A 26,205-nucleotide genomic window follows, 5' to 3' on the forward strand; every position below is an offset into this window, starting at 1 on the left:
CAAGCGGCGATCTCAGATCGGCCAGGCCTGACGAAACCCCAAGCACCTGAACGGCGCGCCGTCCATGGTGACGTCGAATTGGAAGTCCACCGTCCACACCGGTGGGCGCATCGACCACCATGGTTGGGCGCGCCGTTCAGGTGCATCGAAGCTTGCGCTGTCGCGGGACCCGTTGGTCTTCCTCGAGTCAAAGACGCTGGATCTTCTTGTGATTGACGTCCCGGCCTTCACTGCGGGCATCATGATCGGCGGTCCGATAGCCACGCCGAGCGTGCTTCTTGGCGTAGTCGCGTAACCAGTCTCGCAGGGCAGCGTCGGAATCGGCGGGTGCCGCCGCGGTGGGTTCGTGGCGTTGGGTGGCGGTGTTGCCCGGTGACGCGGCAGGCGAACCGCTCACTGACTGACCCCCCAGGACTCGCTGGAGATGACGAACGGCCGCTCGCCGTCCGTTCCGGGGCTTACTTCAGGCGCTTGGCGTCTTCGGCCTTCAGACCGCCAAACTGATCGCGCCACCGATGGTAGGTGGGGCTCGGGAGACACCGAGCTCCCGACACACCGCCGCGGTGTCCGTGCCCTCCTCCAACAGCCGATTAGCAGCAATCAGCTTGCGCACAATCTGCTCCGGACTGTGCCGCTTCCTCGTCGCCGTGGTCTTGCAAGCCTTTGCCCACAACGTGGAGCAGCAGGACTCTCATAAGCCGTGGGCCAACCGATCGGGGTCAGGCCAACTTGGTTGACCCGGCGTCACGTTGGGTGTGACTCGAGGGTGTCTTCCCGCCATAACGTGGCCCCGCGTTTTAGAAGGTCGTGGTTCGTCGCAGCGAATTAGCGTCGACGGGATGCTTACGATCAGGCCACTCGGCGACTTGAAGGTCAACGAGGGGAAATCCGCGCCGACCTATGCGTCAAAGTAGGTTACTGAGCCAGTGTCCGGACTCAGCTGCCCTAACTCAGGTCTGGGCTGGCCCGGCGCAGAGCTACTTGTGTTTCTGTGCTTGCTTAATCATCAACACCGCAGCGCGTTTCAGAAGGTCGCGCTTTTTGGTCAAGGCGATGAGTTCCTTTTGGAGCTGCTCGACTTCGCTGCATTCACGCCCGCCGGACGACCGGAGGGCGTGTGCGGCCGTGCGCGGTGCCTGTGCCGCGCGATTCGGAGTGTAGCCGTGGGCGGCTGGCTCGTTGGTCCACGCCGGGAGTGCCCTGCTGCGCATGCGTCGCGATGGAGCTTCGCCTTTGCGGGGGGTGTTAACCATGCTGCCGACGGGGCCACTCATCGGGGGGATGCCGCCGAATAGGGTGGGTGCGGTTGCTGTTGCTGCGGGGGTGGCGTCGAGGCCGGCGATCGGCAATGCCGTTGAGGTGAGTCGGATTTGGGGTGTCGCGGTACTCCACGATGGTGGTACCGACAACTTGCCCACTAGTCCCGAATCGGCCAGGCCCGCTGTGATGGCCCCTTGCCCTGCACCGGCTGCGGGAGAGGACGAACCGACCAGGTTGCCCAACCCCGCCGCCGGCGCCGCAGGCACCGCCGACGCTTTGGTTGCCGAAAGGGTAGCCACCAACGGTCCTTCAGCCGTCGCCACTTCGGGAAAGACGGTGAACAGGGTTCCCGTAGCGGAAAATTCGAGACCCGGAGATAACGTCAAGAATCCTGAGATGTCGTTGAAAAATGATTGGAAGGTGCTGATCGGGTCGGTGGCGGTGGCGGTGGCGGCTGGTGTTCCGCCTTGTGCCATGGTTTGCAGGACGTGGGGGATGTTGGAGAGCAGTGTGTGGGCGGTGTTGGCGGTTGCTTGGTCGGTGCTGGCTTGCTGGGCTGCTTGGCCGGCCGGGTTGGTGTTTTGGGGCGCTGAGGTGAATGGGGTTAGTGCTGTCGCGGTGGCCGAGGCGGCGGCGTAGGTGTACATGGCGACCGCGTCTTGGGCCCACATGGCGCTGTATTGTGCTTCGGTGGCCGCGATGGCCGGGGTGTTTTGTCCGAGGATGTTGGTGGCCACCAGTGCTGCCAATACTGTTCTGTTGGTGGCGATTACCGGTGGTGGGACGGTGGCGGTGTATGCCGCTTCGAAGGCTGCCGCGGAGGACCTGGCTTGGTTGGCGGTTTGTCTTGCCTCGCTGGCGGTGGTATTCAGCCAGGCCACGTATGTTTCTGCTGCGGCGTTCATCGAGGTGGATGAGGGGCCCAGCCATGACATGTCCGCCAGTTCGGTGACCGTGCCCCGATACGATGCCGCCGCGGAGCTCAACTCCGCGGCCAACCCGTCCCAGGCGGCCGCAGCGGCCATCAATGGCCCCGACCCCGCCCCCGCATACATCCGACCGGAATTAATCTCCGGCGGCAACATCGCAAAATCCAACCCACTCATCGGATAGCCTCCATAATCGCGCTTGCGCCGGCCGTCCGGCGCGAGCCAATTCGTTGGTTCGTTGGGCTTAACGGGATACCTTCACGCGGGTAAGGAACACTATTGGCGACTTTCTCACTCCTCACCACATCAGGGACCTTCCCGAACCTTGGACGTATTGAATGACACCAGGCAAGCTACCGCGGTTATCTTTCTTTTCAATCGAGGCGATATGCAGCAGCAGTTACTACTTCTGGGCTTCCTCGATCAAAAAGGCTGCGGTTTGCTTGAGCATGTCGCGCTCGTTAGACAAGTCGGTCAGCTCTTGATGTAGCTGGCGCAGAATATCCTCATCCGTCAGCGCAGCGATTTCGGCGTCCAGCGAGTTGTGTTGCGGCTGTGACTGGTGGTCCCGTGTCCGCTCTCGGTAGCCCGGTCTTCCGGCGTCTTGGCCGAGCAGGTTGCTGCGCAGGCCTTGCGAATAAGTGCTGTTGCCTCTTGGTGCGTTGACCACACTGGCCATCGGGGGGATGCCGCCGAATAGGGTGGGTGGGGTTGCTGTTGCTGCGGGGGTGGCGTCGAGGCCGGCGATCGGCAATGCCGTTGAGGCGAGTCGGATTTGGGGTGTCGCGGTACTCCACGATGGTGGTACCGACAACTTGCCCACTAGTCCCGAATCGCCTAGGCCCGCTGTGATGGCCCCTTGCCCTGCACCGGCTGCGGGAGAGGACGAACCGACCAGGTTGCCCAACCCCGCCGCCGGCGCCCCAGACACGTCCGACACTTTCGTTGCCGAAAGCGACGACACCAACGGACCCAACGCGGTGTCCACCATCGGAAAAATGGTGTAGAGCGTGCCAGACGCAACAAAGCTATTTCCGAATTCGCCGGAAATGAATCCTGAGATGTCGTTGAAAAATGATTGGAAGGTGCTGATCGGGTCGGTGGCGGTGGCGGTGGCGGCTGGTGTTCCGCCTTGTGCCATGGTTTGCAGGACGTGGGGGATGTTGGAGAGCAGTGTGTGGGCGGTGTTGGCGGTTGCTTGGTCGGTGCTGGCTTGCTGGGCTGCTTGGCCGGCCGGGTTGGTGTTTTGGGGCGCTGAGGTGAATGGGGTTAGTGCTGTCGCGGTGGCCGAGGCGGCGGCGTAGGTGTACATGGCGACCGCGTCTTGGGCCCACATGGCGCTGTATTGTGCTTCGGTGGCCGCGATGGCCGGGGTGTTTTGTCCGAGGATGTTGGTGGCCACCAGTGCTGCCAATACTGTTCTGTTGGTGGCGATTACCGGTGGTGGGACGGTGGCGGTGTATGCCGCTTCGAAGGCTGCCGCGGAGGACCTGGCTTGGTTGGCGGTTTGTCTTGCCTCGCTGGCGGTGGTATTCAGCCAGGCCACGTATGTTTCTGCTGCGGCGTTCATCGAGGTGGATGAGGGGCCCAGCCATGACATGTCCGCCAGTTCGGTGACCGTGCCCCGATACGATGCCGCCGCGGAGCTCAACTCCGCGGCCAACCCGTCCCAGGCGGCCGCAGCGGCCATCAATGGCCCCGACCCCGCCCCCGCATACATCCGACCGGAATTAATCTCCGGCGGCAACATCGCAAAATCCAACCCACTCATCGGATAGCCTCCATAATCAGGCGGGCTGCTGCGTCGCGTTCCAGTGCTACTTCGGCGATCTCCTTGCGCAGACGCGCGACCAAATCGGATTCAAATGCACTCGTTGCGCTCTCGTCATTCGGGGCGACGCCCTGTTGCGGCTGTGGCTGGTGGTCCCGTGTCCGCTCTCGGTAGCCCGGTCTTCCGGCGTCTTGGCCGAGCAGGTTGCTGCGCAGGCCTTGCGAATAAGTGCTGTTGCCTCTTGGTGCGTTGACCACACTGGCCATCGGGGGGATGCCGCCGAATAGGGTGGGTGGGGTTGCTGTTGCTGCGGGGGTGGCGTCGAGGCCGGCGATCGGCAATGCCGTTGAGGCGAGTCGGATTTGGGGTGTCGCGGTACTCCACGATGGTGGTACCGACAACTTGCCCACTAGTCCCGAATCGCCTAGGCCCGCTGTGATGGCCCCTTGCCCTGCACCGGCCGATCCCAAAGCACCGGCCGCGGGAGAGGACGAACCGACCAGGTTGCCCAACCCCGCCGCCGGCGCCCCAGACACGTCCGACACTGCTCCAGCGGCTGCCGTCGCCGGCAGCGCGAGCGACATGAGCGGAAAGAGCTGGGCCAGAATGCCGCCGGCCAGATAGGCCGATGACGCGACTACGAGGCCCACGGATCCTGAATCCCCGGCTAGCATGTTGACGTCCTGAAAACCGGTGCTGCCCAAGATGCCTTGCAGAGACGTCACGGCCGGTGTTGGTGTTCCGCCTTGTGCCATGGTTTGCAGGACGTGGGGGATGTTGGACAGCAGTGTGTGGGCGGTGTTGGCGGTTGCTTGGTCGGTGCTGGCTTGCTGGGCTGCTTGGCCGGCCGGGTTGGTGTTTTGGGGCGCTGAGGTGAATGGGGTTAGTGCTGTCGCGGTGGCCGAGGCGGCGGCGTAGGTGTACATGGCGACCGCGTCTTGGGCCCACATGGCGCTGTATTGTGCTTCGGTGGCCGCGATGGCCGGGGTGTTTTGTCCGAGGATGTTGGTGGCCACCAGTGCTGCCAATACTGTTCTGTTGGTGGCGATTACCGGTGGTGGGACGGTGGCGGTGTATGCCGCTTCGAAGGCTGCCGCGGAGGACCTGGCTTGGTTGGCGGTTTGTCTTGCCTCGCTGGCGGTGGTATTCAGCCAGGCCACGTATGTTTCTGCTGCGGCGTTCATCGAGGTGGATGAGGGGCCCAGCCATGACATGTCCGCCAGTTCGGTGACCGTGCCCCGATACGATGCCGCCGCGGAGCTCAACTCCGCGGCCAACCCGTCCCAGGCGGCCGCAGCGGCCATCAATGGCCCCGACCCCGCCCCCGCATACATCCGACCGGAATTAATCTCCGGCGGCAACATCGCAAAATCCACCGCTAATACCTCCTAAACAGCTGGCTGCGATTCCTTAGCGGCCGAGGGCCGGCGTATTTGCGCAACCGATTCCTACAGATACGTTTATGCCTTTCAAGACTTTTTAAGCTGCATGTCTAAAAGAGCCGACCTAGGGTTTGGTCTCGTTGCCCCGCCGGTGTGTCGAGCCGCGTTTCATCAGGCCCAGCTAGCGCCAACAGCGCTATCCGTGCTCGACATATTGGAAGCAGCAGTTCGGACTCTTGAGCCGTGTGCGTTTGCGTGCTCGTAGATCGTCTGAAAGTTACGGCCGAGCTGCGTGATAAACTCTTGGCACGCCACGGAACCAGCTCCGCCCCAGAAATCCTCGGCGGCGAACACGTCACGCATAATTGCTTGGTGCTCAGCCTCCAGCGCTAACGCCTGAGTGCGAATAGTCGCACCGTGAGCGTCAACGTCGCCGAATTGGTAGCTAATGGACATGGTCAGATTCTCCTTGCGTACGTGGTTGAGAATTCTTTAGCTGGATAGCCTCTCGGAGCCCTCCCCCAGGGGCCCTCATATTTGGTCGCATCACGCAGTAACTGGTCTCGCACTCCGAGGAGCGTGTTCACGATGTTGCGGAAGGCGTGATCCCTCTGTCCCATGGTGTTGTACGAGGTGAACCGCATGGCGCTGTTCCAGCTGTTCCCATTCCGCCGCGCAACGTTCGCGTCGGTCATAAACCGTATAGGCATTTCAATCTCTCCTCGATGAGAAATATCAATGGGTGCTATGGAAAATCGATGGTCCGGCTATACGCTATATTTCAGCTCAACAGACTCGCGGTGACGCCCGCATCCTCTTAACCCGCCGCGGTCGAGTTGGCTGCCTCCACCGCTGCGTAGGAATCAGTACTGGTAATCAGGGCGTTGACGAACATTTCGTGTATCACCGTGGCCTGCGCACTCATCGCTTGATAGGTGTTCGCGTGCGCAACAAACTCAGCCGCAATCAGCGCGGATACTTCGTCGGTCGCCGCGCGAAGGATTCCCGTAGTTAGGGCAGCCGTCGCTGCGTTCTGGAAAACAACTGCAGAACTGAGTCCACTGCAATCACCGACCGCTGCCGGTAAAGCTTCGGGCTGGGTAGTTGCAAACATTCTATAACTCCCGTTCTCCAGGGTTTGGCCGATCCTGACGGCTGCATACGGAGCAGCCGAAGAATACCTAGACCCGTGTTGTGATATAAGTCTCAAAATGAGAAAAGGTGAGATTTAAGTGTCACTCGCGATGCGGCGGCCGACTCGATTCAAACGTGTTCCGCTGGCTGATAGAAGCTTGGGGTGTTTGCCGATTAGGCGCCGGTTGAATCAGAATCTCACGCCGGCTCAAGCATTTCTGCCGTCGTTCGGGCGATCGCGGCTTGTGTGTCAGGGTTGCCGTTGAGTTGGCTACCTGCCCACGCCACCGCGGCGGCTTTCGAAGGCGCCAGGGCCCTGCTTGGCGGCTCGTCTCGCAGGATGGTGTCAATGATCTCCTGGGACGCCATGATCGGCAGCGCCTGGCCATCCCTCCTTGCCGAAAATCATGTCCACGAACCTCATTGGGCACCTAAACAAGACGCTTTCGATGTTGGCGTCCGCTTAGGTGCATCTGTCGCGCTGATGCGGCTAGTGAATCAAGCGTTGCTGCAACGTGACTGGAGGTTTGCGCGCGCCTCCGTCGAGGAGAGGCCAACTGCACCGGTCCCCCGCCGGGCGCAGGGGGTGGACCGCGAGTAGCGGCTTAACCGTCGCTGGCTCGAGAGTCGCTACGGTGACGGGCTTGAGAAGGGGTCGATCTCTTCCGAGGCGATTGGCTACAGAGCTCGATTGAGGCTCTCGGCTGCCACGACAACGGCTGGGTGGTCGAGGTTCAGGTGCTCGAGTTCGAGAAGCTTGGGTCGTGCCCAGCTGGCAATGGCGGTCCACGTCGGCCGGTGGAAAGTACCACTACGGCACCGTCTGCCACTTTTGGTCATCAATGGCAGGAGAGACGCTGAGACCTTCACGGTAGGGAAATTTGCGTCGAGCGCTCGAAGAACCCGAGCGGCTGTTCGTGGGCTGGAATCACAGCAGCAACTGATTACCTGTAGCTGACGCGGGTCGGGCCCCGGCGTCGACGCGCGTGCCCAGGTGTACGTCAGCCGTAGGTGAAGGAGTACGCGCGCAATCCCCGGGATAGCCCGACCTCAATTTGCCCGGTTCCGCCGGTTTCGTCGGAAACGATTTGATGCATGCTGGGTGGTCCAGTGACGGGGATGCGGGTGATCGCACCGTTGGTCTTTACGGTCGCTACGCCGGTACCGCCCACCACGAGGTACACCTTATGGGCGTGGTAGTTGAGCGCGATGGCGTCGTTGTCGTCCTCTGCCGTTGCGGCCTGATCGTCGACGGTCCATCGGCCGCGAAGGGCGAACGTATCGGCGGGAAGTTGGGCGGGATAGTCAAACGTCGCTGTGCCCTGATCATAGGCGCCGCGGCCGGCGTAGTTGGCCACCGTGCGGGCCCCGAGGTGGGTCTCCGGAGTCAGGGTTGACGTCGGTGTTGTGTCGGGCAGGTCGGTAACCAGCGGCAGGCTGACGCTCTGGTCCGTCTGTGAAAGGAGTTGCCGGATCAGGTGTTCGGTGACGTCGTAGTCACCCTCGCCGAACTTGATATGACGGACTGTGCCGTTGGCGTCGATAAGGTAGTGCGCCGGCCAATACTTGTTGCGGTAGTTGGTCCATGTCGCATACGCATTGTCCAAAGCGACCGGGTAGGTGATCCCAAGCATGGCGGCGGCGGATGCGACGTTGCCTGCGTCGTGCTCGAAGGCATACTCCGGCGTATGGACACCGACAACCTCGAATCCCTTGTCGTGGTACGCCCTGTACCAATTGACAACATGGGGGATGCTGCGCTGGCAGTTGATACACGAGTAAGCCCAGAAATCGATCAGGACGACCTTCCCGCGCAATGACCTCAGGTCAATCGGCGCCGAGCCTGGCGTGTTGAGCCAATGGTCAATCCCCTCGATATCTGGTGCAGTGCCACAACTTTCGAGATTGGCCGCACCATCTGTGCAATTGGACAGCGCGGCGTTCTGGTCATTGACCGCACCACTCAGGTTGAGCTGCCGGCGGACTTCGTCTCCGCCGCCAAGCTTTCGCTCAATCGCCGCGGTGTAATCGGGGATTGCCCGTTGCAGAATCGCGGGCAGGTTGAACACCAGCGCCGCGGCCAGCAGGATGGTGACAATACCCGCGGCGGTGCGGATTTCGCGCTGGCGACGGCGGAACGCCCGCACTCGCTCCGCCACACGTTGTCCGGCAAGTGCGAAGGTCAAAAGCGGCACCACTGCACCCGCAGCGAAAGCTAATGTCAAAGCGATCGTCGGCAATCCGATTGAGCCGGTTGCGCCTGCCAGGACGATAGCGGCAAGTACGGGTCCCGCGCACGGCACGTACAGCACGCCGAGCGCGAGTCCCAAGCCGAAACCGGAACTGGCCGAACCGAACCGCTTATGCGGCAGCAAAGAGAACGGCTTCTCCAGGAGCGCCTCGACAGCTGGGAAGATCAATCCCAGGCCAATCGCGACAAGCGCGATCAATGCGAACCACCGCACGGCGTCCTGTGGCAGCCGCAGCAGTGACAGCAATGTCGATCCGGACAAGGTGACCGCGCTGAAACTGGTTACCAGACCGGCAATCACTAAATATGGCCGCAACCACTCGGAGCGTAGATTTTTGCCCGGCGGGCCGCCGGTGTCGGACGCAGCAGGAATTCCAGCAGCGACCCGGGCGCTCCGTGCGCCTGACAGGAGGATCACCGGAAGCACCGGCAAGATGCACGGCGAGATGCCGGTGATTAGTCCGCCGACAAAGCCGATGGCGATGAGTGTCAACATCTCGATCGCCCGGTCCGACCCACCGTGGTTGCGCCGGTGCGGTGACTGGTGCCCACCTCAGCTGTTACTCGCGCCGAGGAGGACCGGTTGTGCTCGATACAGATAAGGATATTGACGCATCAGGCTGTCGAGCTTGGGCATGTCGTTGATGGCGATGTAGGGATAAGTCGGGTTGGAGTTCATGAAGTCTTGATGATGCGCCTCGGCGGGAACGAATCCGGCTCCCGTCTCGACCCGGGTGACGATCGGCCTACCGTAGACTTTGGCATCGTTGAGCTGAGCGATGTACGACTCGACGATAGTTTTCTGAATCTTGTTCTGCGGGAAGACGGCCGACCGGTATTGCGTTCCCACGTCGGGTCCCTGTCGGTCAAGTTCGGTCGGGTCGTGTACTACGGAGAAATATATCCGCAGCAATTGTCCGTAGGTGATCTGGGAAGGGTCGTAGGTAATCTGCACCGACTCCGCGTGCCCTGTCGTGCCTGTGCTCACCTGGTCATAGTGTGCTGTCGATTCGGCGCCACCCGCGTACCCCGCGATCGCACGTTTGACTCCCTTGACGTGTTCATAGACGCCCTGAACTCCCCAGAAGCAGCCCCCCGCCAATACTGCGGTCTCGCGGCTGCCCGCGGTCCCCACGGGTTCATCGACCGTCGGCCCAGGAATGTTCCGCGAGGGCGTTGCGCCCCCCGCGTCAGAGAACAACCTCGTGCAGGCAGTGATTTGGAGACTGACCGCGAACAGTGCCACGGCCAGTGGTATCAGGTGTGCTCTTGGCGATCTCGGCACGATGCTCCCCACGGTCAGCGTCGATTCCGGCCCTATCGTCATTAGGCTAACCGCCCTGCGCGGGCAAAATTCTTACGAATCAGTGGCGCCCGAATCAACGCCCTTACGTTCCCTTGCGTCGAACTTTCTTACCGAACGATGACGAATTGTGTTGAGCCCCACCCGGCGCGGCAGACCGCGTTATGGTGTTTTGGGCAGGATCTCCGCTCGACCGAAAGCAGTGGCGAGATGGATATGACGAGACGGCGGTTTCTCACCGCCGGTAGCGTGGCCGCACTATCAATGGCCGCATTCAGTGCTTGTGCCGGCAGAGCGATGTCGGCACCACCGGACACCACCTTTGCTGTCACTCACACCGACGCCGAGTGGCGAAAGATGCTGACCGCGGCGCAATACAGCGTGTTGCGGGACGCTGGCACTGAAGGTCCCTACAGTAGTCCGCTAAACAACGAGCACCGTCACGGTGTGTTCGACTGCGCTGGCTGTGCGCAACACCTATTCTCATCCGACACCAAGTTCGACAGCGGCACCGGCTGGCCGAGCTTCTGGAAAGCGCTGGACAACGCGGTGGTGGAGCGACCTGATACCAGCTTGGGCATGGCCCGTACCGAAGTTCTCTGCAGCCGGTGCGGCAGTCACCTCGGCCACGTGTTCGACGACGGCCCGCAGCCAACCGGCCTTCGTTATTGCATGAACGGCATCGCGATGTCGTTCACTGCCCTTTGATTGCACGGCGCAACAACTTTGTGACAGCGCGAACTTGAGTATCGGCGACCGCCGAGCCATAAGCGCCCCAACTACCCCACGTAACGGAGATGAACCGGGCAGGCATGGACGACGCCCGGGGAAACAGTACGCAAATTATGACGAGGCCGTGACGGAGTTGACGAGGCCCCACCCATCTCTCCAATTGCTTTGTAACGTAACCACTACCGACCATAGAACGCGCGATCCTGCGCCCAACGAAAGGTAAACCAGATGCGACCCACAGTGCTTAGGGGCGCGGCCGCTCTCACGATTGCCGCGGCCCTCGCTGCCTGCAGCAGCTCAAAAGAGGCGCACCCGGCGCCCGCGATGTCGCAGTCGTCGTCGGGCGCCCCGGCGATGTCACAGGCGGCGAGTTCGGGCTCTGCAAGCACGCGGATGGGAACTTTCAGTGGCCTCAACGCCAAGCACGTCGCGGGAACCGTCTCGGTGACAGGCTCCCAGCTCAGCCTGGCGGGCTTTTCCTCCGACGCGGGGCCAGATCTGCACATCTATCTCACGAACGGCACGGACGAGACTGCTGTGGCAGCCGGCAAAGAGCTCGGTATTATCGCGTCTGACAAAGCGTCTCAGACGTTTTCAACCAACGGGGTCGATACTTCGAAATTCACCAATGTCGTTATCCATTGCGATAAGGCGAAGGCCGTCTTCGGTGCCGCCACCCTGACATGAAAGTCCCCGCCAACCCCGCACCCCTTGTCGCGTCGGTCTTTTTCGGCGCGACAAGGGTCGCGCTGGGCGGTCTGTGGATACACGAGGGCATCTTCAAGTACACCGCACACTTCGGCAGGGCGGATATCCTGCTAGTCGTAGACAGCGCGAAATCCAATAGTCGCGTGCCCGAGTACTTCACCATGTTCCTGGGACCCGTACTCGGCAGGTTGCCGGGCCTGTTCGGTGTCGCGATTCCGCTACTTGAAACCGCGCTGGGTGTGGCGCTGGTCCTCGGGGTACTGAGCCTGCCCGCGGCCCTGGCGTCGCTGTTGACACTCATGACCTACTGGAGTTCCGATCAGCTTATTGCCCAATATCCCATTATGGGCGTCCTGTCGGCGGTCGTGATCACCTGGTCGGCTTGGGCCGCGCGGCTCTCGGCGACCACGCTCATAGTGGCGGCTTTGAACCGAAGACAGATTGCCGCACAACTGGTCTCGGGACCGCTTCGGCGCTGGGCGTGACGACCCGGGCCATAGCGCTCGCCGCCCCATCACTCACCGATCCACCACGCGGACCGAGAACGACCTGAGAGATCGTCGCGATGGAGTCAATATCCCGACTCACCCCCTAAGCGCCGACTCGGGGCTAGTGTGAGACGGTGTGAGCCGGATCTTGATAGCCGATGACGACCCCGTCATTGTCGACGTGGTGCGCAGGTATCTGGAACGCGACGGGCACGACGTTTCGATCGCGCGCGACGGCGACGAGGCGCTGCAACTGCTGGGAACCGAACGCCTCGATCTCGCCGTCCTTGACGTGATGATGCCAGGCCCCGACGGAATGACGCTGTGTCGCAGCATGCGTCGCGGAGACGGGTATGCGGTGCCGGTGATTCTGCTGACAGCGCTGGGCGAAGAGGACGACCGGATCGCCGGCTTGGAGGCCGGCGCCGACGACTATGTGACGAAGCCGTTCAGTCCGCGTGAGCTAGCGCTTCGGGTCCGATCAGTATTGCGCCGAGCCCCGTCGGCAGCCGATGAACTTCCGTTGGAGTTGAGCGACGGATCGCTACGCGTTATGACGGCCGCGCGCTTGGTGACTGTCGGTGACCGGCCTGTCAGCCTGACCAGTCGGGAATTTGATCTGCTGACCTTCCTGCTAACCCATACCGACACCGTCTATTCTCGCGAGGAACTCCTGAAACTGGTGTGGCGGTGGGATTTCGGCGATCTGTCGACCGTTACGGTCCACATCAAGCGGCTGCGCTCCAAATTAGGAGACTCTCACCGGGTGCAGACCATCTGGGGGCGCGGCTACCTGTGGCGGGCAGGGGGGATATCCGGTGCAGGTGACTGACCTGTGGAAGATCGCGGGCTGGGCGCTCGCCTGTTCCATTCCGGTGGTGTTGTCCGGCGCGCTGACCATTCGGCTCGCACGGTCCTGGTCGCTGGTAGTGAGCATGGTCGCCTTAGTGCTGATTCCCACTCTGGCAACTCTCACTGGCGTGCTCGGCGCCAGCGGTTTCATGATCACTGAGACATTCGAGCGCACCGCGGTGGTATTGGTCATCGTGTCCGTGGTGACCATCCCGGCCGCCGTGCTCCTGGCCAGGTACCAGGCTCGGAGAACGGTGTGGGAGCAGCAGATCCGTGACTCCGAACGGATAGCCGAGCGATCGCGGCGCCGTTTGGTGGCATTCGTGAGTCACGATCTGCGCACCCCGCTGGCGGGCATCCGTGCCGGAGCCGAGGCCATCGCCGACGGGGTGGTGATCGAGGACGAGGCCCGCGAGCAGGCCAAATATATTGAGCATGAATCAATTCGGTTGTCGGAGATGGTGGACGACCTGTTCGAGATGTCAAAGATCAACGCTGGCGCGGTGCAACCCGCACACGACATAGTGGCGCTGGACGAGGTGGTCGACGACGTGGTGGCCGTTCATCGGATCGTCGCAGACCGGGCCGGGGTGGCACTGCAGGTCTATCTGCCCGACGAACCCGTGCGGGTGATCGGTAGCGACCGGGCTTTGGTCCGTGTGTTGTCGAATCTGGTAGCCAACGCGATCGCGCATACCCCGCGCGGAGGACAAGTGACACTGGCGCTCGGCCGAGACGAAAAGGAGGCCTGGGCTCGAGTGGATGACACCGGCGTCGGGATCGACGAAGCGGATCTACCCAGGGTGTTCGACGTCGCCTACCGTGGCTCCAATGGCCGCGTGCCGCGGGCTGATTCGTCGTTACCCAGCGGCTCGGGCCTGGGACTGGCTATCGCGGCTGGGCTGGTGCAGGCGCACCGCGGCACGCTGTCAGCCTGCAACCTGGACACTGGTGCACGTTTCGAGGTCCGATTGCCATTCGCGGGCGAGTCGTGACGGCATTTCGCACGTCGCGATCGTCGGAGGCCGCAGCAGTCGCGGTGACGGAACACGATGTGTCCTAAGGCAAGTCGCGCCGCTGCTCGGTCGACTTGGGGAAGACGTCCGCGTTCGTTTTCCTGATGATTTCGGATGCCATCAGGCGCATGGATCAGATCACGACGCGAGACCTCCTACTTTGGTCTGGTTGAGCCCACTCCCGCCTAGGCCTTGGAGAGTTGTTGTGGGCAGTAGTACTTCGCGGAGATCAGGGCGAAGTTGGAGGCCATTTCCATGTCCATGCCGGGGTTGTGCATCTTGACGTCGTGGAGCAGTTCTAAGGCGTTTTCGCCGTTGTTGAGGCACGAACACACGGCGCGGCCCGCGGTGACGGCCGACCCGTCGCTGGAGAAGCTGAAGTGCGCTTGATGTAGGGCGGCGATGAAGGCTGCGTCGTCACCGTCGGGTTCGGGGATGGGGTCGGCGTAGGCGGGCGCCGCGAATCCGACCATGGCAACAGCCGCGAGGAGCGTTACGAGCCGTTTCATTTTCTACCTTCTTCCGTACTGATCTGAAGGGGGAAGGCTTGTGCCTTAACTGATTTGGGCTTCTTCGGTTGGGATGACGTTGGGTTTGCGCTTTTTGAGGTGCACGGCGTGGATGCCGGGTTTTTTGGCGAGTTGCTCGAGGAGGTTGTCGAGGCCTTCTTGGTCGACGTTGTGGTGTTGGACGGTTTCGGGTTTTTCGGAGATTTGGGCGACCAGTCGTTTGAGGTGTTCGGGGGAGTTTTTGTCCTTGAGGTCTTTGAGCGGGGTCATCCGGTTGCGGATGCCGGCTCCGACCACGGTGGGTCCGCCGGCGCCCAGGGCGCTGCCCAGCATGCCGGCCGTGCCCAGGGAGCTAAACAGGCTGCCCTCCCCCAGCGCGGCGGCGGGAATGGCTTGGGGGCCGGCCGCGGTCAGCGCGGCGGCCACGGTCCGGATCGCCGGGGTGGCCGAGGCCCAGCTGGGCGGAACAGTCAACGCACCCACCAAGGTGCCGCGGGCGAAGCCGGCGGTCGGAGTGACCGCATCAAAAAGGACGCCACGGCCAACCCCCAACGCGCCCAAGCCCGCACCGAGTGCCTCCTTGGGCAGCGCCCCGTACGCCAAGGGTGAGGCGAACTTGAGCCATTGGGATATCGGGAAGTTGATCAGCAGCCCAATGTCATTGAAGTTGGTGGTGAGCCCGATCGGAGTTTTGATGGCGTTGTAGAAGGCGGTGTAGAAGTTCGCGCCGCCCGGCACGGTGTTGAGCAGGTTGGTCCAGAAGTTCTGATAGTCCTGAGCCAGTTGGGCCAACCACGCCAACGGCCCACTGAACCCGCTGGGCGTTGTGGCCGCGGCGGCCACGGTTTTCGCGGCGGTGCCGGCGCCGGTGGAGGAGGCGGTGCTAACGGCGGCCTCTTGCAGGGCGGGGCCTTGTTCGTTGGTGGTTTGGGGGGCGGGGGTGAATGCGGTGAGGTTGGTGGTGGTGGTGGCCGAGGAGGCGAAGTAGGTGTCCATGGCCTCCGCGTCTTGGGCCCACATGTCGCTGTAGCTGGCTTCGGTGGCCGCAATCGCTGCGGTGTTTTGGCCGAGCACGTTGGTGGCCATCAACTGCGCCAGCAACGCGCGATTGGCCGCGATCACCGGTGGGGGCACATGGGCGGCGAACGCGGTCTCATAGGCGGTGGCAGCCGCGCTGGCCTGGGTCGCGGTCTGGGCGGCCAGGGTGGCGGTCTGGCGCATCCAGCCCACGTAGGGTGCGGCCGCAGCAGCCATGGTCAGCGCGGAGGGACCCACCCAGGGTCCACCGGTGAGGTTGGCCAGCACCGCCGAATAGCTATCGGCGGTGGCCTGCAATTCAGTGGCCAGGTTCTGCCACGCGGTGGCCGCGCTGACCAACGATTCTGCGCCGGGGCCGGTGTAGATGCGCCCGGAGTTGAATTCCGGGGGAAACGCTGCATAAAACATGGTCTTAGTCCTCCAAAGCCGGGATGACGATGATGGTGGCCGCGGCCGGATCGGCCTCGGCGACAAGGCCGCCCAAGGCGGCGGCGGTGGCGGTGTTGGCGCTGACCGAATGGGTGGCGCCGGCAGCCACCGCGCGACCGGCCAGGCTCGACAACGCCATCTGGCTAAACACACCCTCTTGACCCATCAACGTGGCCGCCGGGGCCGCAGCAAGGTTGGCCGGCAACACCTGAGCCAAGGTCCGAATCGCCGGCGCCGCCTCAGTCCACCCCTGCGGCACCGACAAACTGCCCACCAACGCCGCCTTACCCAACGACCCCGACACCGGAACCGCGTCGACGGCAGAGCTGAATATCGGACCGACCGCAACACCCCGCGTCAGCGGCGCGAGGGCGCCCGAAATCGCCTTGGGGCCAGCTAGATACGCCCCAGCCCCCTGTCCATTGAGACCAAAGGCATAGGACTGACCGAACGCCAGGAACGGCCCACCCGGGATGGTGCTGGACGACTGGGGCGAGAATACGCCGGTGATGGCCGACCAGATCGTGTTCCAGTTGTTGATGATTGGTGGCACCGTCAACCCCGTCGACGACGTGCCGGCCGACGACGTGGCGGCCTGCTGGCCAGTCGCGAGCATCTGGATCCCGCTAGTGGTGGCGAGTTGAGACAACTTAGCGGCGGTGTTGCCGCTGGAGGTGCCGGTTGATTGGGCCACGGCGGCGGCTTGGGTCTGTGCGCCGGAACCGTTGGTGGTTTGGGGTGGTTCGGTGAACGCGGCGAGTTGGGAGGCCGTCGCCGAGGAGGCGGCATAGGCATACATGGCCCCCGCATCTTGGGCCCACATCTCCATGTAATAGGACTCGGTGGCCGCGATCGCCGCCGTGTTTTGACCCAAAAGGTTGGTCGCGATCAGGGTGGCCAGCAAGGAGCGGTTAGCCGCAATGATCGGCGGCGGGACCGTGGCGGCAAAGGCCGTCTCGTAGGCGCCGGCGGCCAGCTTGGCCTGCAGGGCGGCTTGCTCGGCCTGCACCCCGGTCGCACTCATCCACTCCACATACGGCGCCGCCGCGGCCGCCATCGCGATCGACGACGGCCCACCCCACGGCCCGACCACCAGACTCTCGATCGTGGAACCGTAGGTGGCCGCCGTGGAATGCAGCTCGCCGGCCAACTCATCCCAGGCCGCGGCCGCCGCCAGCAACGGCCCCGCCCCCGCCCCCACATACATTCGGCCGGAGTTCACCTCCGGAGGCAAGGCCCCAAAGTCCAGCATTTTATTACCTCCACACCTTCATTGGCCGACTGCGAGCGTGACGGCCTAGACAATTGATTCGAATCTGTTGCAGTACAGACGATTTACAACGCCGCTCCGATTAATGGATTGACGATTCACGCCGGCTAACAGCAATTAGTCGGCGACGTGAGCTGCTCTGCGTCACCCGGTGATTCGCTGACCGTCAGGGGTCAGCGAACATGCCGAGCAACGGCTGGCTCAATCAGGCGTATTGAGGTCAACCATATTTGCAATGTTGGACAAGAGTATTGAAGCGTCTCGAGTTGTCTACCGAGGCTGCTGCAGCCCACCCATAGATATTCGCCATCGACCTGGCATGCACGGTCGTGTTCTGGGTGCGTCTGATCTCCGGCACTAGATGTCCAAAATCCATTCTTATCCCCTTTTAGGGCAACGACGAGTTCTACACGGCTTACCATCTGAGATGGGCGCACGAAATAGACTGCAACTGTTAACTTTTGCTAGCGAAAGCTGGTCAATGTTGATCCCCGGCGTTCGATCCCCAGCGCTAGCCTGGCGTGGCGATGCACGAGACATCCGCAAGCCCGCCTTACGGTGCCTCACCTGCAAACGCGAGGAGACCTGGCAGCTAGCGCTGCTTCATCAGCAGCGCAACACGCAGAAGAAGGTCAAACGTTGTCGATCGCTATATTGAGCCGCGGGCATGCTGGTATGCGCGCCGGCAGATCGAAAGACCAGGTCTGCGAATAAGGTCCGTAGGTCAGGCGGCTGGGATTCAGGGTCCAAGCGCGTGCCCGACTCCGGGCGGTGCTGCGTCATCCACATACTGTGGAACGGCTTTTTCTTCACCGGCGACGCGCGCCATGAATGGGCATCTTGAGTATCAGGCTTAGTTATGGACGCGCTATGAGCCAGCGAATGCTCAGCCGTCCCACTGGCAGCCGGGGCGCTGTGTGTCCAAGCCGCGGGTTCGGGCAGTGTTGCTGCCGAAAATTGGTGTCGTAAAGCAGAACTGGTGAGGAGATTGACGAACAGGCTGAGCGCAGCAACTAGAGCGATGGCGAGCTGCCATCGGCTAGTCGGAATTCCGCTCCGAAGTTCCATAGTGTGAGCGACCTTACAACAGCCAAACGCTGTCCGCTAGCACCTGTCAGCTGTGAAATAGATGAAAGTCGTTTGTGGGCTTGGTAATTGGACGAGTAGGCACCGGTGCATTGATTTGCTCGCCATCGGCGGCATGATATTGCTGTAAGGCATGCGTTTCGTCAGCAGGAGCCGCAAGTCCAGTCTCGAATTAGGCTGCGAGCCGCGCACTTTCCCGCGGATCCATACCCTCGCTAAGGAGCTAACGGCTGATCGCACCCGCGGCTGGAGTGTGCCGGCCGGCCCCGCTCGGCCCCATCGAGACGTTGCGGCGCATCGAATCCGCGGGACCACACCGACTATCCAGACCGTCGCATTCAGCCGCTGCTGACGCGGGTAATCATCAATTTGGGAGTGTCGACATTCACTACGGGCCTTGATAACTCACGACTATTACTTTTAATAAGTCTCGACTATTACTCGGCCTCGGCGCGGCCCATTCACGGGTCCTGCGATGGCGCGCCGACCGCGCCACGCCATTGGTCGCCCAGTGCGACTCAGCGCGGGTTCAATCGATTGTAGTCGGCCCCGGTGCCCGTGGATAAGGATCGCCGGATGGACGGACCGCTCGCAGCGGCCCCACGCAAAGACCCGCAAGTTGACGATTACTCATCCGCACCACACATGTTCTGCTACGAAGTGCATAGACTCCGTACGTCAACGATGAGAATTGAGACAGCGACTCATGAAGGTAGCGATCGGTAGCGTGGTCGTCTTCATCGCGGCATACGTGACCGCCGTCGCGCTATATGCCAGCACGGGTCTGGGTCGTCCCAGCCAGGTTCGGGACGGCCAGCCGGCGCCCGACGGCACGTCGATCACCGTCGACCTCGTCGACGTCCAGCCGATCAACGGGGTGTTGCTGGCGAACATGCTCGTGACGCCCGGACCGTCGCTGCTGCAGCCGTACACTCATATCCTCGCCGAGGATCTCAGCGTCGCAGTCACGTCCGTGGTGACCCCTACCAAGCGAACGTGGTCGAAGGGTGACGTGCCCGGGGTCTTCCCAATATCGATGAGCATTACCGGGGATCCCGCCGAATACCCCTTCGACGATTACCGTTCCCGGCCGCTCACAGTCGAACTCACCCGCGGCCCTACACAAGTGCCCGAACGGGTTTCGGTGACCTTCGTCGACCGGTTACGCGGCTGGAAGGTCACCGTTGCAGATGCCGGCCGGCGAGTTGGCGAGCAGGGGCCGTCGTCGAAGTTCCAGTTCCAGGACTACCGCGTGCTAGTACAGCGGTCGCCCAGCACCGGCGCGCTGGCGGCCCTGATTCTCGGAGTCCTGGTCCTCATCGCGGGCATGGCACTCTTCGTGGCGGTCCAGACGGCGCGCAACAAACGGAAATTCCAGCCTCCGATGACCACCTGGTACGCCGCTCTACTCTTCGCCGTCGTCCCGTTGCGCAATGCGTTGCCTGACTCACCGCCGATGGGCTGGTGGGTGGACGTCACGGTCGTCGTTTGGGTGATCGTCATCCTCGCGCTGTCGATGCTGCTGTACATCTTCTGCTGGTGGCGTCACCTGCGACCGGAAAGCGACCTGCCCACCAAAGCCTCAGAGGAGTGACGAAACAACTATCACCGTCGAGCCCCAATGTGTGGTGGCCGTTTGACCTGCCCGATCAGCGGAGTCCGAGCGGAAAAACACCGTTCTGCGGGCCGGTGGCCAGCGCGTCGCCGCCATCCACTGTGAATTTTGGCGAGGTGCACCGCGTTTTAGGAAGCTGATGTCAGAGTGTCTGGTGGCCGAGGCTGCGCGTAATCGGAAGTGGTGAGGGCGGGTGTCAAAACGGTTAGTGGTGTGCTGCGACGGCACCTGGGCCATCGCAGACCAACAGTCGCCGACCAATGTGACCAAGGTTGCGCTGGCAATCGCGCCGGCGGATGCCTCTGGTCAACAGCAGCGCAGCTACTACCATCCCGGCGTAGGTACGCGGCGATTCGAGCGTTTCGTGGGAGGTGTCTTCGGTTACGGGCTGTCGCGGAATGTCCGTGATGCCTACCGCTTCCTCGTTCGCAACTTCGAGCCCGGTGACGAGATCTTCCTCTTTGGCTTCAGCCGCGGGGCGTACACGGCGCGCAGCGTGGCAGGCCTTATCCGCAATGCCGGAATCCTGCGCCGCGAGAATGAGGATCGACTCGACAGGGCCTACGCGCTCTACCGCAGCAGGAGTGATGCCACGCACCCGCGTAGCGTGGCCGCAACGCTGTTCCGGCGCAGCCATTCCCACGAGACGCGGATCCGGTTCATCGGTGTTTGGGATACCGTGGGCGCCTTGGGTATTCCCGTCAGTGGGATTCCCCTCGTGAATCTGATCAACCGTCGTTTTCAATTTCACGACACCAACCTGAGCACGAGTGTCGACGCGGCGTTCCAGGCATTGGCGATCGACGAGAAACGTGGTCCATATCGCCCCGCGATCTGGGCACCCCAACTCGACGCGCCCCCGTACCAGCGGGTCGAGCAGGTGTGGTTCGCCGGCGCCCACGGCAACATTGGGGGCGGCGATCGCGACCACCGATTGAGCGACCTGGCGCTGCTGTGGATGGCCGACCGTGCCCGCGACCTCGGTTTGGCCTTCGATGTCGAGGCATTCGCCAGGGCACATCCCCGGGATGCCGCGTCGTCATCCGAGAAGGCTCCGTTGATAACAGCGACGGACGTCGACCCGGATGCGTTGGCGCCGATCGACAACACACGTGTCGGTGTATACCGGCTGTTTCCACCGTTCGTCCGGAAAATCGGTGTCACAGACCCGGCTCACGAGTCCGTCGCATCAACGGCCGTCGAACGGCGCGACGCCACCGCATATGCGCCGCCGTCACTGGTCGCTTATCTGAAGGGCAACCCAAAGGTCACAACGGTCCCCGGTAGGTCGTCGTCGGAATAGTCCGCTTCGCTTGCAGTGCAGCATATTCCAAGGGGCTCTGACGGTGCTGACGTAGTTGACTTCTGTGACGTACCGCTCCGGCAAACCGCTGCCGGCGTGGGTCCTCGGTCCCGGGAGCTCAGCATGGCTGTAGCCTGACGGCCGTGAAGCCCACCCGGATGTACTCCTCGCTCACCGTCGCGGTCTGCGCTGCAGCAACCGTCCTGACGCTCGGTGGAGCGGGCACAGCTAGTGCCGCCGGCTCCTGTCCCACCGCGGCGCCGCCGAACGGCGCCACACCCGACTGGATACTGAACGGGACGACCGGCAGCGTCACCGTCACCGGATCCACCGACACGGCGGCTCCCCGCGTCACTGTGACGGCACCATTCAGCGTGAGCCAGACCCAGGTTCACACGTTGCGCGCCGGCGACGGACCGGTGGTCTCGAGCACCGCCAACGTCTCCGTCTGCTACATGGGCGTCAACGGACGTGACGGGTCGGTGTTCGACAGCAGCTACGAGCGGGGCGCCCCGGTCGACTTCCCGCTCACCGGAGTCGTGCCCGGCTTCCAGAAGGCGATCGCGGGACAAAAAGTCGGGTCCACGGTCGCCGTCGCGATGGTGCCCGCCGACGGGTACCCGCAAGGCCAGCCGAGTGCGGGCATCCGGCCCGGCGACTCGCTGGTCTTCGCCATCAAAATTCTCAGCGCCTCGGGCTAATCCCAGCAGTACCATCGCCACCCAATGGTCACGACATACCAAGCGGCACAACGGATTTCGGTAGGACCGGGTTGCCTGTGCCATAGTGCGAGCGTACCGTTCCCCCATGACGATTACCTCTCCCCCGCGCGTTCTGCTCCGTAGGACGTACATCGTGCTGTCGGCGCTGTCGCTGCTCATGGTTGGCAGCCTGACCGCCGCGACCGCACCTGGAAGTCATGCCGACGAATGCGGCGACGCTGGCGCGGCGCCAGTGCCGTCCACTGGCTGCGTCGCTCCTGCTCCACACCCGGATTCGAACAATCCCCCATGGCTAGCGGCCGTGATGCAGCGCGACCCACAATTCGGCGGCACCTATCAGGCGTTACGACAGCGGATCCTCAGCGATGGAGCCATCCCCGCGAAGTATAAGTTGCTGATGGGCATGGTCACCGACACCATTGCCGCCCACCCCGACGGTGTTCGCTCGCTCGCCGACAACGCACGGGCGGCTGGCGCCTCGGAGGCCGAAATCACCGAGGCGGTCGAACTCGCCTATCTTTACGGCGGCACCGCGGCGCTCGTGATGGGCGTCAACGCCTTCCCTGCCGGCTGATAGCCGAGCGGCCAACGCCGACAGACGCTTCCGCAGTTTCGGTCGCCTAGCCAGTGAGTGGTTCGAACATATGCGCCGGGTCTATGCCGATCTGCTGGGCGACATGGCTGGTGTCCCAATACTCCCGCCAATGCGTGATCGCCCGATCATGTACTTCGAACAGCGCCACCACATGAAAGGTGACCGGAACCCCACCAAGGGAATTCACGTCCACACGCTCGACGATGACGGTGACCCCGGTCGACACGACAGTGCGGATCTGGCTGCACCCGATCATTCCGGTCGACAGGCCGTTGTGTTTCTCCAACTCCGCGCGCGCCGCCTCTCGGCCGACCACCACCGGTGAGAGCGGCACATGGAGTTGCCACACAAAAGTGATCCGACATCAGCGCGGTCGCCGCGTCGATGTCGATGTGCCGCCCGTAGCAGGCGTGGATGAAGTCGAGCACGAGTTGCTCGTTTGCGTTAGTGGCCGCGACGCCTGGTGCCATCGCGGACCTGCCTTTGCTGATTGTCGGTCTGCTGGAAGCTGCTGGTGACCCTCCACCGGGATAAATCGGCCGATTTAATCAATTCCAAAACTTTGCCCGACATTTGTGGTTGTCAGCACAGTGATCCGGCGCACATTGGCGCTAGACGATCTTTAAGGTTCCCCACTATGTATCGCCAGATTTTGGACCCAGTCGCACACTCGCTGGGTTTGAGTTCCCTTGTGGCCGCCATACCTTTGGCGATGCTTTTCGTCATGCTCGGCGTCTTAAGGATGCGAGCGTGGGTGGCTTCGCTACTCTCGGTGGCGGTGGCGCTTGCCATCGCCATTGCGGTGTACGGCATGCCGACCGACCAGGCGCTGCTGGCCGCGAGCGAGGGGGCCGTCTTCGGTTTCTTCCCCATCCTGTGGATCGTGATCAACGCCATCTGGGTCTACCAAATGACCGTCCAGACAGGCCATTTCGATGTGCTGCGGCGCAGTTTCGCCGGGATCAGCGACGATCATCGCATTCAGGCGATCATCATCGCGTTCTCCTTCGGCGCCTTGCTCGAAGCCCTCGCCGGCTTCGGCGCGCCGGTGGCGGTCACTTCGGTGATGCTGTTGGCGCTGGGCTTCAAGCCGTTGAAGGCGGCGGTGCTTGCCTTGGTCGCCAACACGGCCCCGGTGGCCTACGGTGCGATGGCGACACCGATCATCACGCTCGGCAAGGTGTCCGGAATGTCCAGCGATGCCCTCGGCGCGATGGTCGGGCGCCAGACGCCAATCCTGGCTATGTTCGTGCCCCTGGCTCTGGTGTTCATCGCCGACGGCCGTCGCGGACTTCGTGAGACCTGGCATGTGGCGCTGACGGCGGGCGTGGTTTTCGGCGTCGGCCAATACGCCACCTCGAACTTCCTGTCGGTACCGCTTGCCGATGTGGTGGCTTCGTTGCTGTCGTCCGGTGCGGTGGTGCTATTGCTGCGGGTACGGCGTCCGCAGACGGCACCGCGCGTTACGGTCGTCGCCGGCGGTGCGTCCGACACCATGTCCCCCGAGTTCGAGGCGAACTTGAACCAGTCCGACCTGAACAAATCCGACTCGCGTGGCGAAGTGTTCCGCGCATACTCGCCCTACGCGATCATCATCGCGGTCTTCGTTCTCTGCCAGATCCCCGTCGTGAAGGGGTTCTTGGAGCACGCGACGTATTCGGTGCGCTGGCCGGGCCTGCACCTGCAAACCGCCAAGGGCAGTCCGTCGGGCCTGGCGAACTTCACTTTCAATCTGTTGAACACACCGGGATCTCAGATGCTCGCCGCGGGCCTTGTAGCGATGTTCGTGTTGCGGCTGTCGGTGGGCAGCGCGATCAAGGCCTACGGCGCGACGCTGCATCAGCTCCGGTGGGCGATCCTCACCGTAATGGCGGTTCTGGCATTGGCTTTCGTGATGAACGCGTCCGGGCAGACGATCACCCTGGGTACCTGGATGGCGGGCGCCGGAGCCGCTTTCGCCTTGCTCTCGCCCATCCTGGGCTGGATCGGTGTGGCAGTCACCGGGTCCGACACCTCATCGAACTCGTTGTTCGGCGCGCTGCAGGTGACGGCGGCTGCCAAGGCCGGGCTGTCCCCGCTGCTGATGGTCGCCGGCAACAGCTCCGGCGGTGTGCTCGGCAAGATGATCTCGCCGCAGAACCTCGCCATCGCCGCGGCGGCGGTGAACCTCGACGGCAAGGAGGGCGACATCTTCCGCCGAGTAATGGCGTGGAGCGCGGTGTTCCTGCTGTTCATCTGTGTGCTGTCCGCGCTGCAGGCGTCGTCGCTGCTGTCCTGGATGGTAGGCGGCTGACGCTACTCGTTCCTGGTTTCCCGCCAGCCGCGTTCGAACGGCAACCGCCAGGCGTTGGGTGCGATCAATTGGTGAATTGCGTTGGGACCCCACGTTCCTACCGGGTACACCTTCGCCGGTGGTGGGTCGTCGAGTAGTTCTGCCGAACGCTCCCATAGTGATTCGATGCCCTCGGCGGTGGTGAACAGCGTGTGGTCCCCGCGCATCGCATCGAGGATGAGTCGCTCGTAGGCCTCCAGCGTGTCGGCCACCGTGTCGATCTCCTGGGAGGAGAACTGCATCGACAGCTTGTCGAGCTTCATCCCGGGACCGGGCCGCTTGCCGTAGAACGACAACGAAACCCTGGAATTGTCCGCCAGATCGAAGGTCAGGTGGTCGGGGCCCTGGGTACCGACCCCCGAACCCGGCGGGAACATACTGCGCGGCGCCTCTTTGAACGCGATCGAGATGATGCGGATGCCTTCGGCCATCTTCTTGCCGGTGCGAAGGTAGATCGGCACCCCGGCCCAGCGCCAATTGTCGATCCCGACTTTCAGCGCGATGAACGTTTCGGTGTCGGAATCCCTTGCCACGCCTTCCTCTTCGCGATACCCGGCATACTGCCCGCGCACCACATCCGACGTCTTCACCGGGAGCATCGAGCGGAACACCTTGTTCTTCTCTTCGCTGATGGCATAGGGCTCGAGAGCGGTCGGTGGTTCCATCACCACGAACGCCATCACCTGGAATAGGTGGGTGACCACCATGTCCTTGTACGCGCCGGTGCTCTCGTAGAAGTTCGCCCGCTGATCCAGCCCCAGCTTCTCGGGGATATCGATCTGGATGTGGTCGATGAAATTGCGATTCCAGATGGGCTCGAACAACCCGTTGGCGAAGCGGAATGCCAGGATGTTCTGCGCCGCCTCCTTGCCCAAGAAATGGTCGATGCGAAAAATCTGGGACTCGTCGAATGTTTCGTGCAGGAAGTCATTGAGCGCCACCGCGGTGGCCAAGTCCGTGCCGAACGGTTTCTCCATCACCACCCGGGACCGTTCGACAAGGTTCGCCTCGCGAAGCATCGTGATGACAGCGCGCGCTGCCTTAGGCGGGACTGACAAATAATGCAAGCGCCGAACATTGGGACCCAAGGCGCTTTCGGCCTCGGCGACCGCGGCGGCCAAGGCATCGGGCCCGGCACCCTGCGGGACGTAACGCACGATCTTCGCGAAGTCTGCCCACTGCTCGGCCGTCAGCTTGTGGGTGCCGTAGGAGTCGATCGCCTTCTTCGCAATGTCCCGAAACTCGTCGTCGCTGAGATCCTCCAGCGACGTCGCGACGATCTGAATGTCCGGCGCCAGCTCAGACTGATCCAGATACGCCAGACCGGAGATCAGCTTGCGTTTGGCCAGGTCCCCCGTCGCACCGAAGAGCACGATGACGTGCGGGTCGAGCGGATCGTAATCGTGGCGGCGCGGACGGGAGTCGGGCGCCGGATAAGAGATCGTTTGCGGTTTGTTCGCTGCCACTCCCGTGATACTTC

At 62.6% G+C, this 26,205-nt stretch carries 22 protein-coding genes and 1 pseudogene; 10 read left to right on the top strand and 13 right to left on the bottom strand.

All coding sequences use genetic code 11. The annotated features are described in order from the left end of the window. Nucleotides 1–45: 45 nt before the first annotated feature. From G6N33_RS24695 to msrA, 8 genes and pseudogenes are all read right to left on the bottom strand, one after another. Nucleotides 46–673, bottom strand: a pseudogene (locus G6N33_RS24695) (transposase); the annotation flags it as partial. A 304-nt stretch (nt 674–977) separates the two neighbouring features. Next, nucleotides 978–2,366: a PPE family protein gene (locus G6N33_RS24700; protein ID WP_163771686.1), complete on the bottom strand. Its 1,389-nt coding sequence runs from the start codon at nt 2,364–2,366 to the stop codon at nt 978–980. Between the two features lie 226 nt (nt 2,367–2,592). Continuing rightward, nucleotides 2,593–3,960: a PPE family protein gene (locus G6N33_RS24705; protein WP_163771688.1), complete on the bottom strand. Its 1,368-nt coding sequence runs from the start codon at nt 3,958–3,960 to the stop codon at nt 2,593–2,595. After that, the gene (locus G6N33_RS24710; RefSeq protein WP_332107477.1) at nt 3,957–5,324 is read right to left on the bottom strand and encodes a PPE family protein; all 1,368 of its coding nucleotides are present in this window, start codon (nt 5,322–5,324) and stop codon (nt 3,957–3,959) included. The genes G6N33_RS24705 and G6N33_RS24710 overlap by 4 nt, the downstream gene beginning before the upstream one ends. A 189-nt stretch (nt 5,325–5,513) precedes the next feature. Next, on the bottom strand, nt 5,514–5,798 hold the full coding sequence (locus tag G6N33_RS24715; RefSeq protein WP_044506126.1) for a WXG100 family type VII secretion target: 285 nt from the start codon (nt 5,796–5,798) through the stop codon (nt 5,514–5,516). A 361-nt stretch (nt 5,799–6,159) separates the two neighbouring features. Beyond that, nucleotides 6,160–6,456 (bottom strand): PE family protein, encoded by a 297-nt coding sequence (locus G6N33_RS24720; RefSeq protein WP_044506124.1) that lies wholly within the window; start codon nt 6,454–6,456, stop codon nt 6,160–6,162. 1,021 nt (nt 6,457–7,477) lie between these two features. Further along, the gene (locus G6N33_RS24725) at nt 7,478–9,223 is read right to left on the bottom strand and encodes a cytochrome c biogenesis protein DipZ (protein ID WP_044506122.1); all 1,746 of its coding nucleotides are present in this window, start codon (nt 9,221–9,223) and stop codon (nt 7,478–7,480) included. Between the two features lie 57 nt (nt 9,224–9,280). Further along, a complete protein-coding gene (gene msrA / locus G6N33_RS24730) occupies nt 9,281–10,054 on the bottom strand; it encodes a peptide-methionine (S)-S-oxide reductase MsrA (RefSeq protein ID WP_081661956.1) in 774 nt (257 codons plus the stop codon). 273 nt (nt 10,055–10,327) lie between these two features. Here msrA and msrB point away from each other — a divergent pair, with 273 nt between their 5' ends. From msrB to G6N33_RS24755, 5 genes are all read left to right on the top strand, one after another. Beyond that, complete coding sequence (msrB, locus tag G6N33_RS24735; protein ID WP_408632746.1) at nt 10,328–10,738, top strand: peptide-methionine (R)-S-oxide reductase MsrB; 411 nt, start codon at nt 10,328–10,330, stop codon at nt 10,736–10,738. Between the two features lie 417 nt (nt 10,739–11,155). Continuing rightward, on the top strand, nt 11,156–11,449 hold the full coding sequence (locus G6N33_RS27615) for a DM13 domain-containing protein (RefSeq protein ID WP_231382399.1): 294 nt from the start codon (nt 11,156–11,158) through the stop codon (nt 11,447–11,449). After that, on the top strand, nt 11,446–11,955 hold the full coding sequence (locus tag G6N33_RS24745; protein WP_044506117.1) for a DoxX family membrane protein: 510 nt from the start codon (nt 11,446–11,448) through the stop codon (nt 11,953–11,955). Before G6N33_RS27615 ends, G6N33_RS24745 begins: the two co-directional genes overlap by 4 nt. Before the next feature lie 139 nt (nt 11,956–12,094). Then, complete coding sequence (locus G6N33_RS24750) at nt 12,095–12,790, top strand: response regulator transcription factor (RefSeq protein ID WP_044506115.1); 696 nt, start codon at nt 12,095–12,097, stop codon at nt 12,788–12,790. After that, entirely contained in the window at nt 12,783–13,805 is a 1,023-nt protein-coding gene (locus G6N33_RS24755; protein ID WP_044511820.1) for a sensor histidine kinase, read from the top strand. The genes G6N33_RS24750 and G6N33_RS24755 overlap by 8 nt, the downstream gene beginning before the upstream one ends. A 206-nt stretch (nt 13,806–14,011) precedes the next feature. Here the strand turns inward: G6N33_RS24755 and G6N33_RS24760 are convergent, their stop codons facing one another. The 3 genes from G6N33_RS24760 to G6N33_RS24770 are packed head-to-tail and all read right to left on the bottom strand — an operon-like array spanning nt 14,012 to nt 17,054. Further along, nucleotides 14,012–14,335, bottom strand: a complete 324-nt coding sequence (locus G6N33_RS24760; RefSeq protein WP_044506114.1) for a DUF732 domain-containing protein — start codon at nt 14,333–14,335, stop codon at nt 14,012–14,014. Between the two features lie 45 nt (nt 14,336–14,380). Continuing rightward, nucleotides 14,381–15,781 (bottom strand): PPE family protein, encoded by a 1,401-nt coding sequence (locus G6N33_RS24765; RefSeq protein WP_163771694.1) that lies wholly within the window; start codon nt 15,779–15,781, stop codon nt 14,381–14,383. Nucleotides 15,782–15,785: 4 nt separating this feature from the next. Next, a complete protein-coding gene (locus G6N33_RS24770; RefSeq protein ID WP_163771697.1) occupies nt 15,786–17,054 on the bottom strand; it encodes a PPE family protein in 1,269 nt (422 codons plus the stop codon). 1,810 nt (nt 17,055–18,864) lie between these two features. Between G6N33_RS24770 and G6N33_RS24775 the strand changes: the two genes are divergently transcribed. The 4 genes from G6N33_RS24775 (at nt 18,865) to G6N33_RS24790 (ending at nt 22,372) form a co-directional block, all read left to right on the top strand. Beyond that, nucleotides 18,865–19,752, top strand: coding sequence for a DUF4436 domain-containing protein (locus tag G6N33_RS24775; RefSeq protein WP_044506113.1), 888 nt, complete (start codon nt 18,865–18,867; stop codon nt 19,750–19,752). Nucleotides 19,753–19,966: 214 nt separating this feature from the next. After that, nucleotides 19,967–21,076 (top strand): DUF2235 domain-containing protein, encoded by a 1,110-nt coding sequence (locus G6N33_RS24780; protein ID WP_044506112.1) that lies wholly within the window; start codon nt 19,967–19,969, stop codon nt 21,074–21,076. Between the two features lie 158 nt (nt 21,077–21,234). Then, the gene (locus G6N33_RS24785) at nt 21,235–21,777 is read left to right on the top strand and encodes an FKBP-type peptidyl-prolyl cis-trans isomerase (protein WP_081661955.1); all 543 of its coding nucleotides are present in this window, start codon (nt 21,235–21,237) and stop codon (nt 21,775–21,777) included. Nucleotides 21,778–21,931: 154 nt separating this feature from the next. Then, nucleotides 21,932–22,372: a carboxymuconolactone decarboxylase family protein gene (locus G6N33_RS24790; protein WP_163771699.1), complete on the top strand. Its 441-nt coding sequence runs from the start codon at nt 21,932–21,934 to the stop codon at nt 22,370–22,372. A 46-nt stretch (nt 22,373–22,418) separates the two neighbouring features. Here G6N33_RS24790 and G6N33_RS24795 read toward each other — a convergent pair whose 3' ends face one another. Further along, a complete protein-coding gene (locus G6N33_RS24795) occupies nt 22,419–22,742 on the bottom strand; it encodes a limonene-1,2-epoxide hydrolase family protein (RefSeq protein WP_231382398.1) in 324 nt (107 codons plus the stop codon). Between the two features lie 288 nt (nt 22,743–23,030). Between G6N33_RS24795 and G6N33_RS24800 the strand changes: the two genes are divergently transcribed. Next, nucleotides 23,031–24,686, top strand: a complete 1,656-nt coding sequence (locus G6N33_RS24800) for an L-lactate permease (RefSeq protein ID WP_044506107.1) — start codon at nt 23,031–23,033, stop codon at nt 24,684–24,686. A gap of 2 nt (nt 24,687–24,688) precedes the next feature. On the opposite strand, the gene zwf is transcribed toward G6N33_RS24800, so the two are convergent. Further along, nucleotides 24,689–26,191: a glucose-6-phosphate dehydrogenase gene (gene zwf / locus G6N33_RS24805; RefSeq protein WP_044506106.1), complete on the bottom strand. Its 1,503-nt coding sequence runs from the start codon at nt 26,189–26,191 to the stop codon at nt 24,689–24,691. Nucleotides 26,192–26,205 lie beyond the last annotated feature (14 nt).

Origin of the sequence: Mycobacterium simiae (genome assembly GCF_010727605.1) — a bacterium.
Classification (GTDB): Bacteria; Actinomycetota; Actinomycetes; order Mycobacteriales; family Mycobacteriaceae; genus Mycobacterium; species Mycobacterium simiae.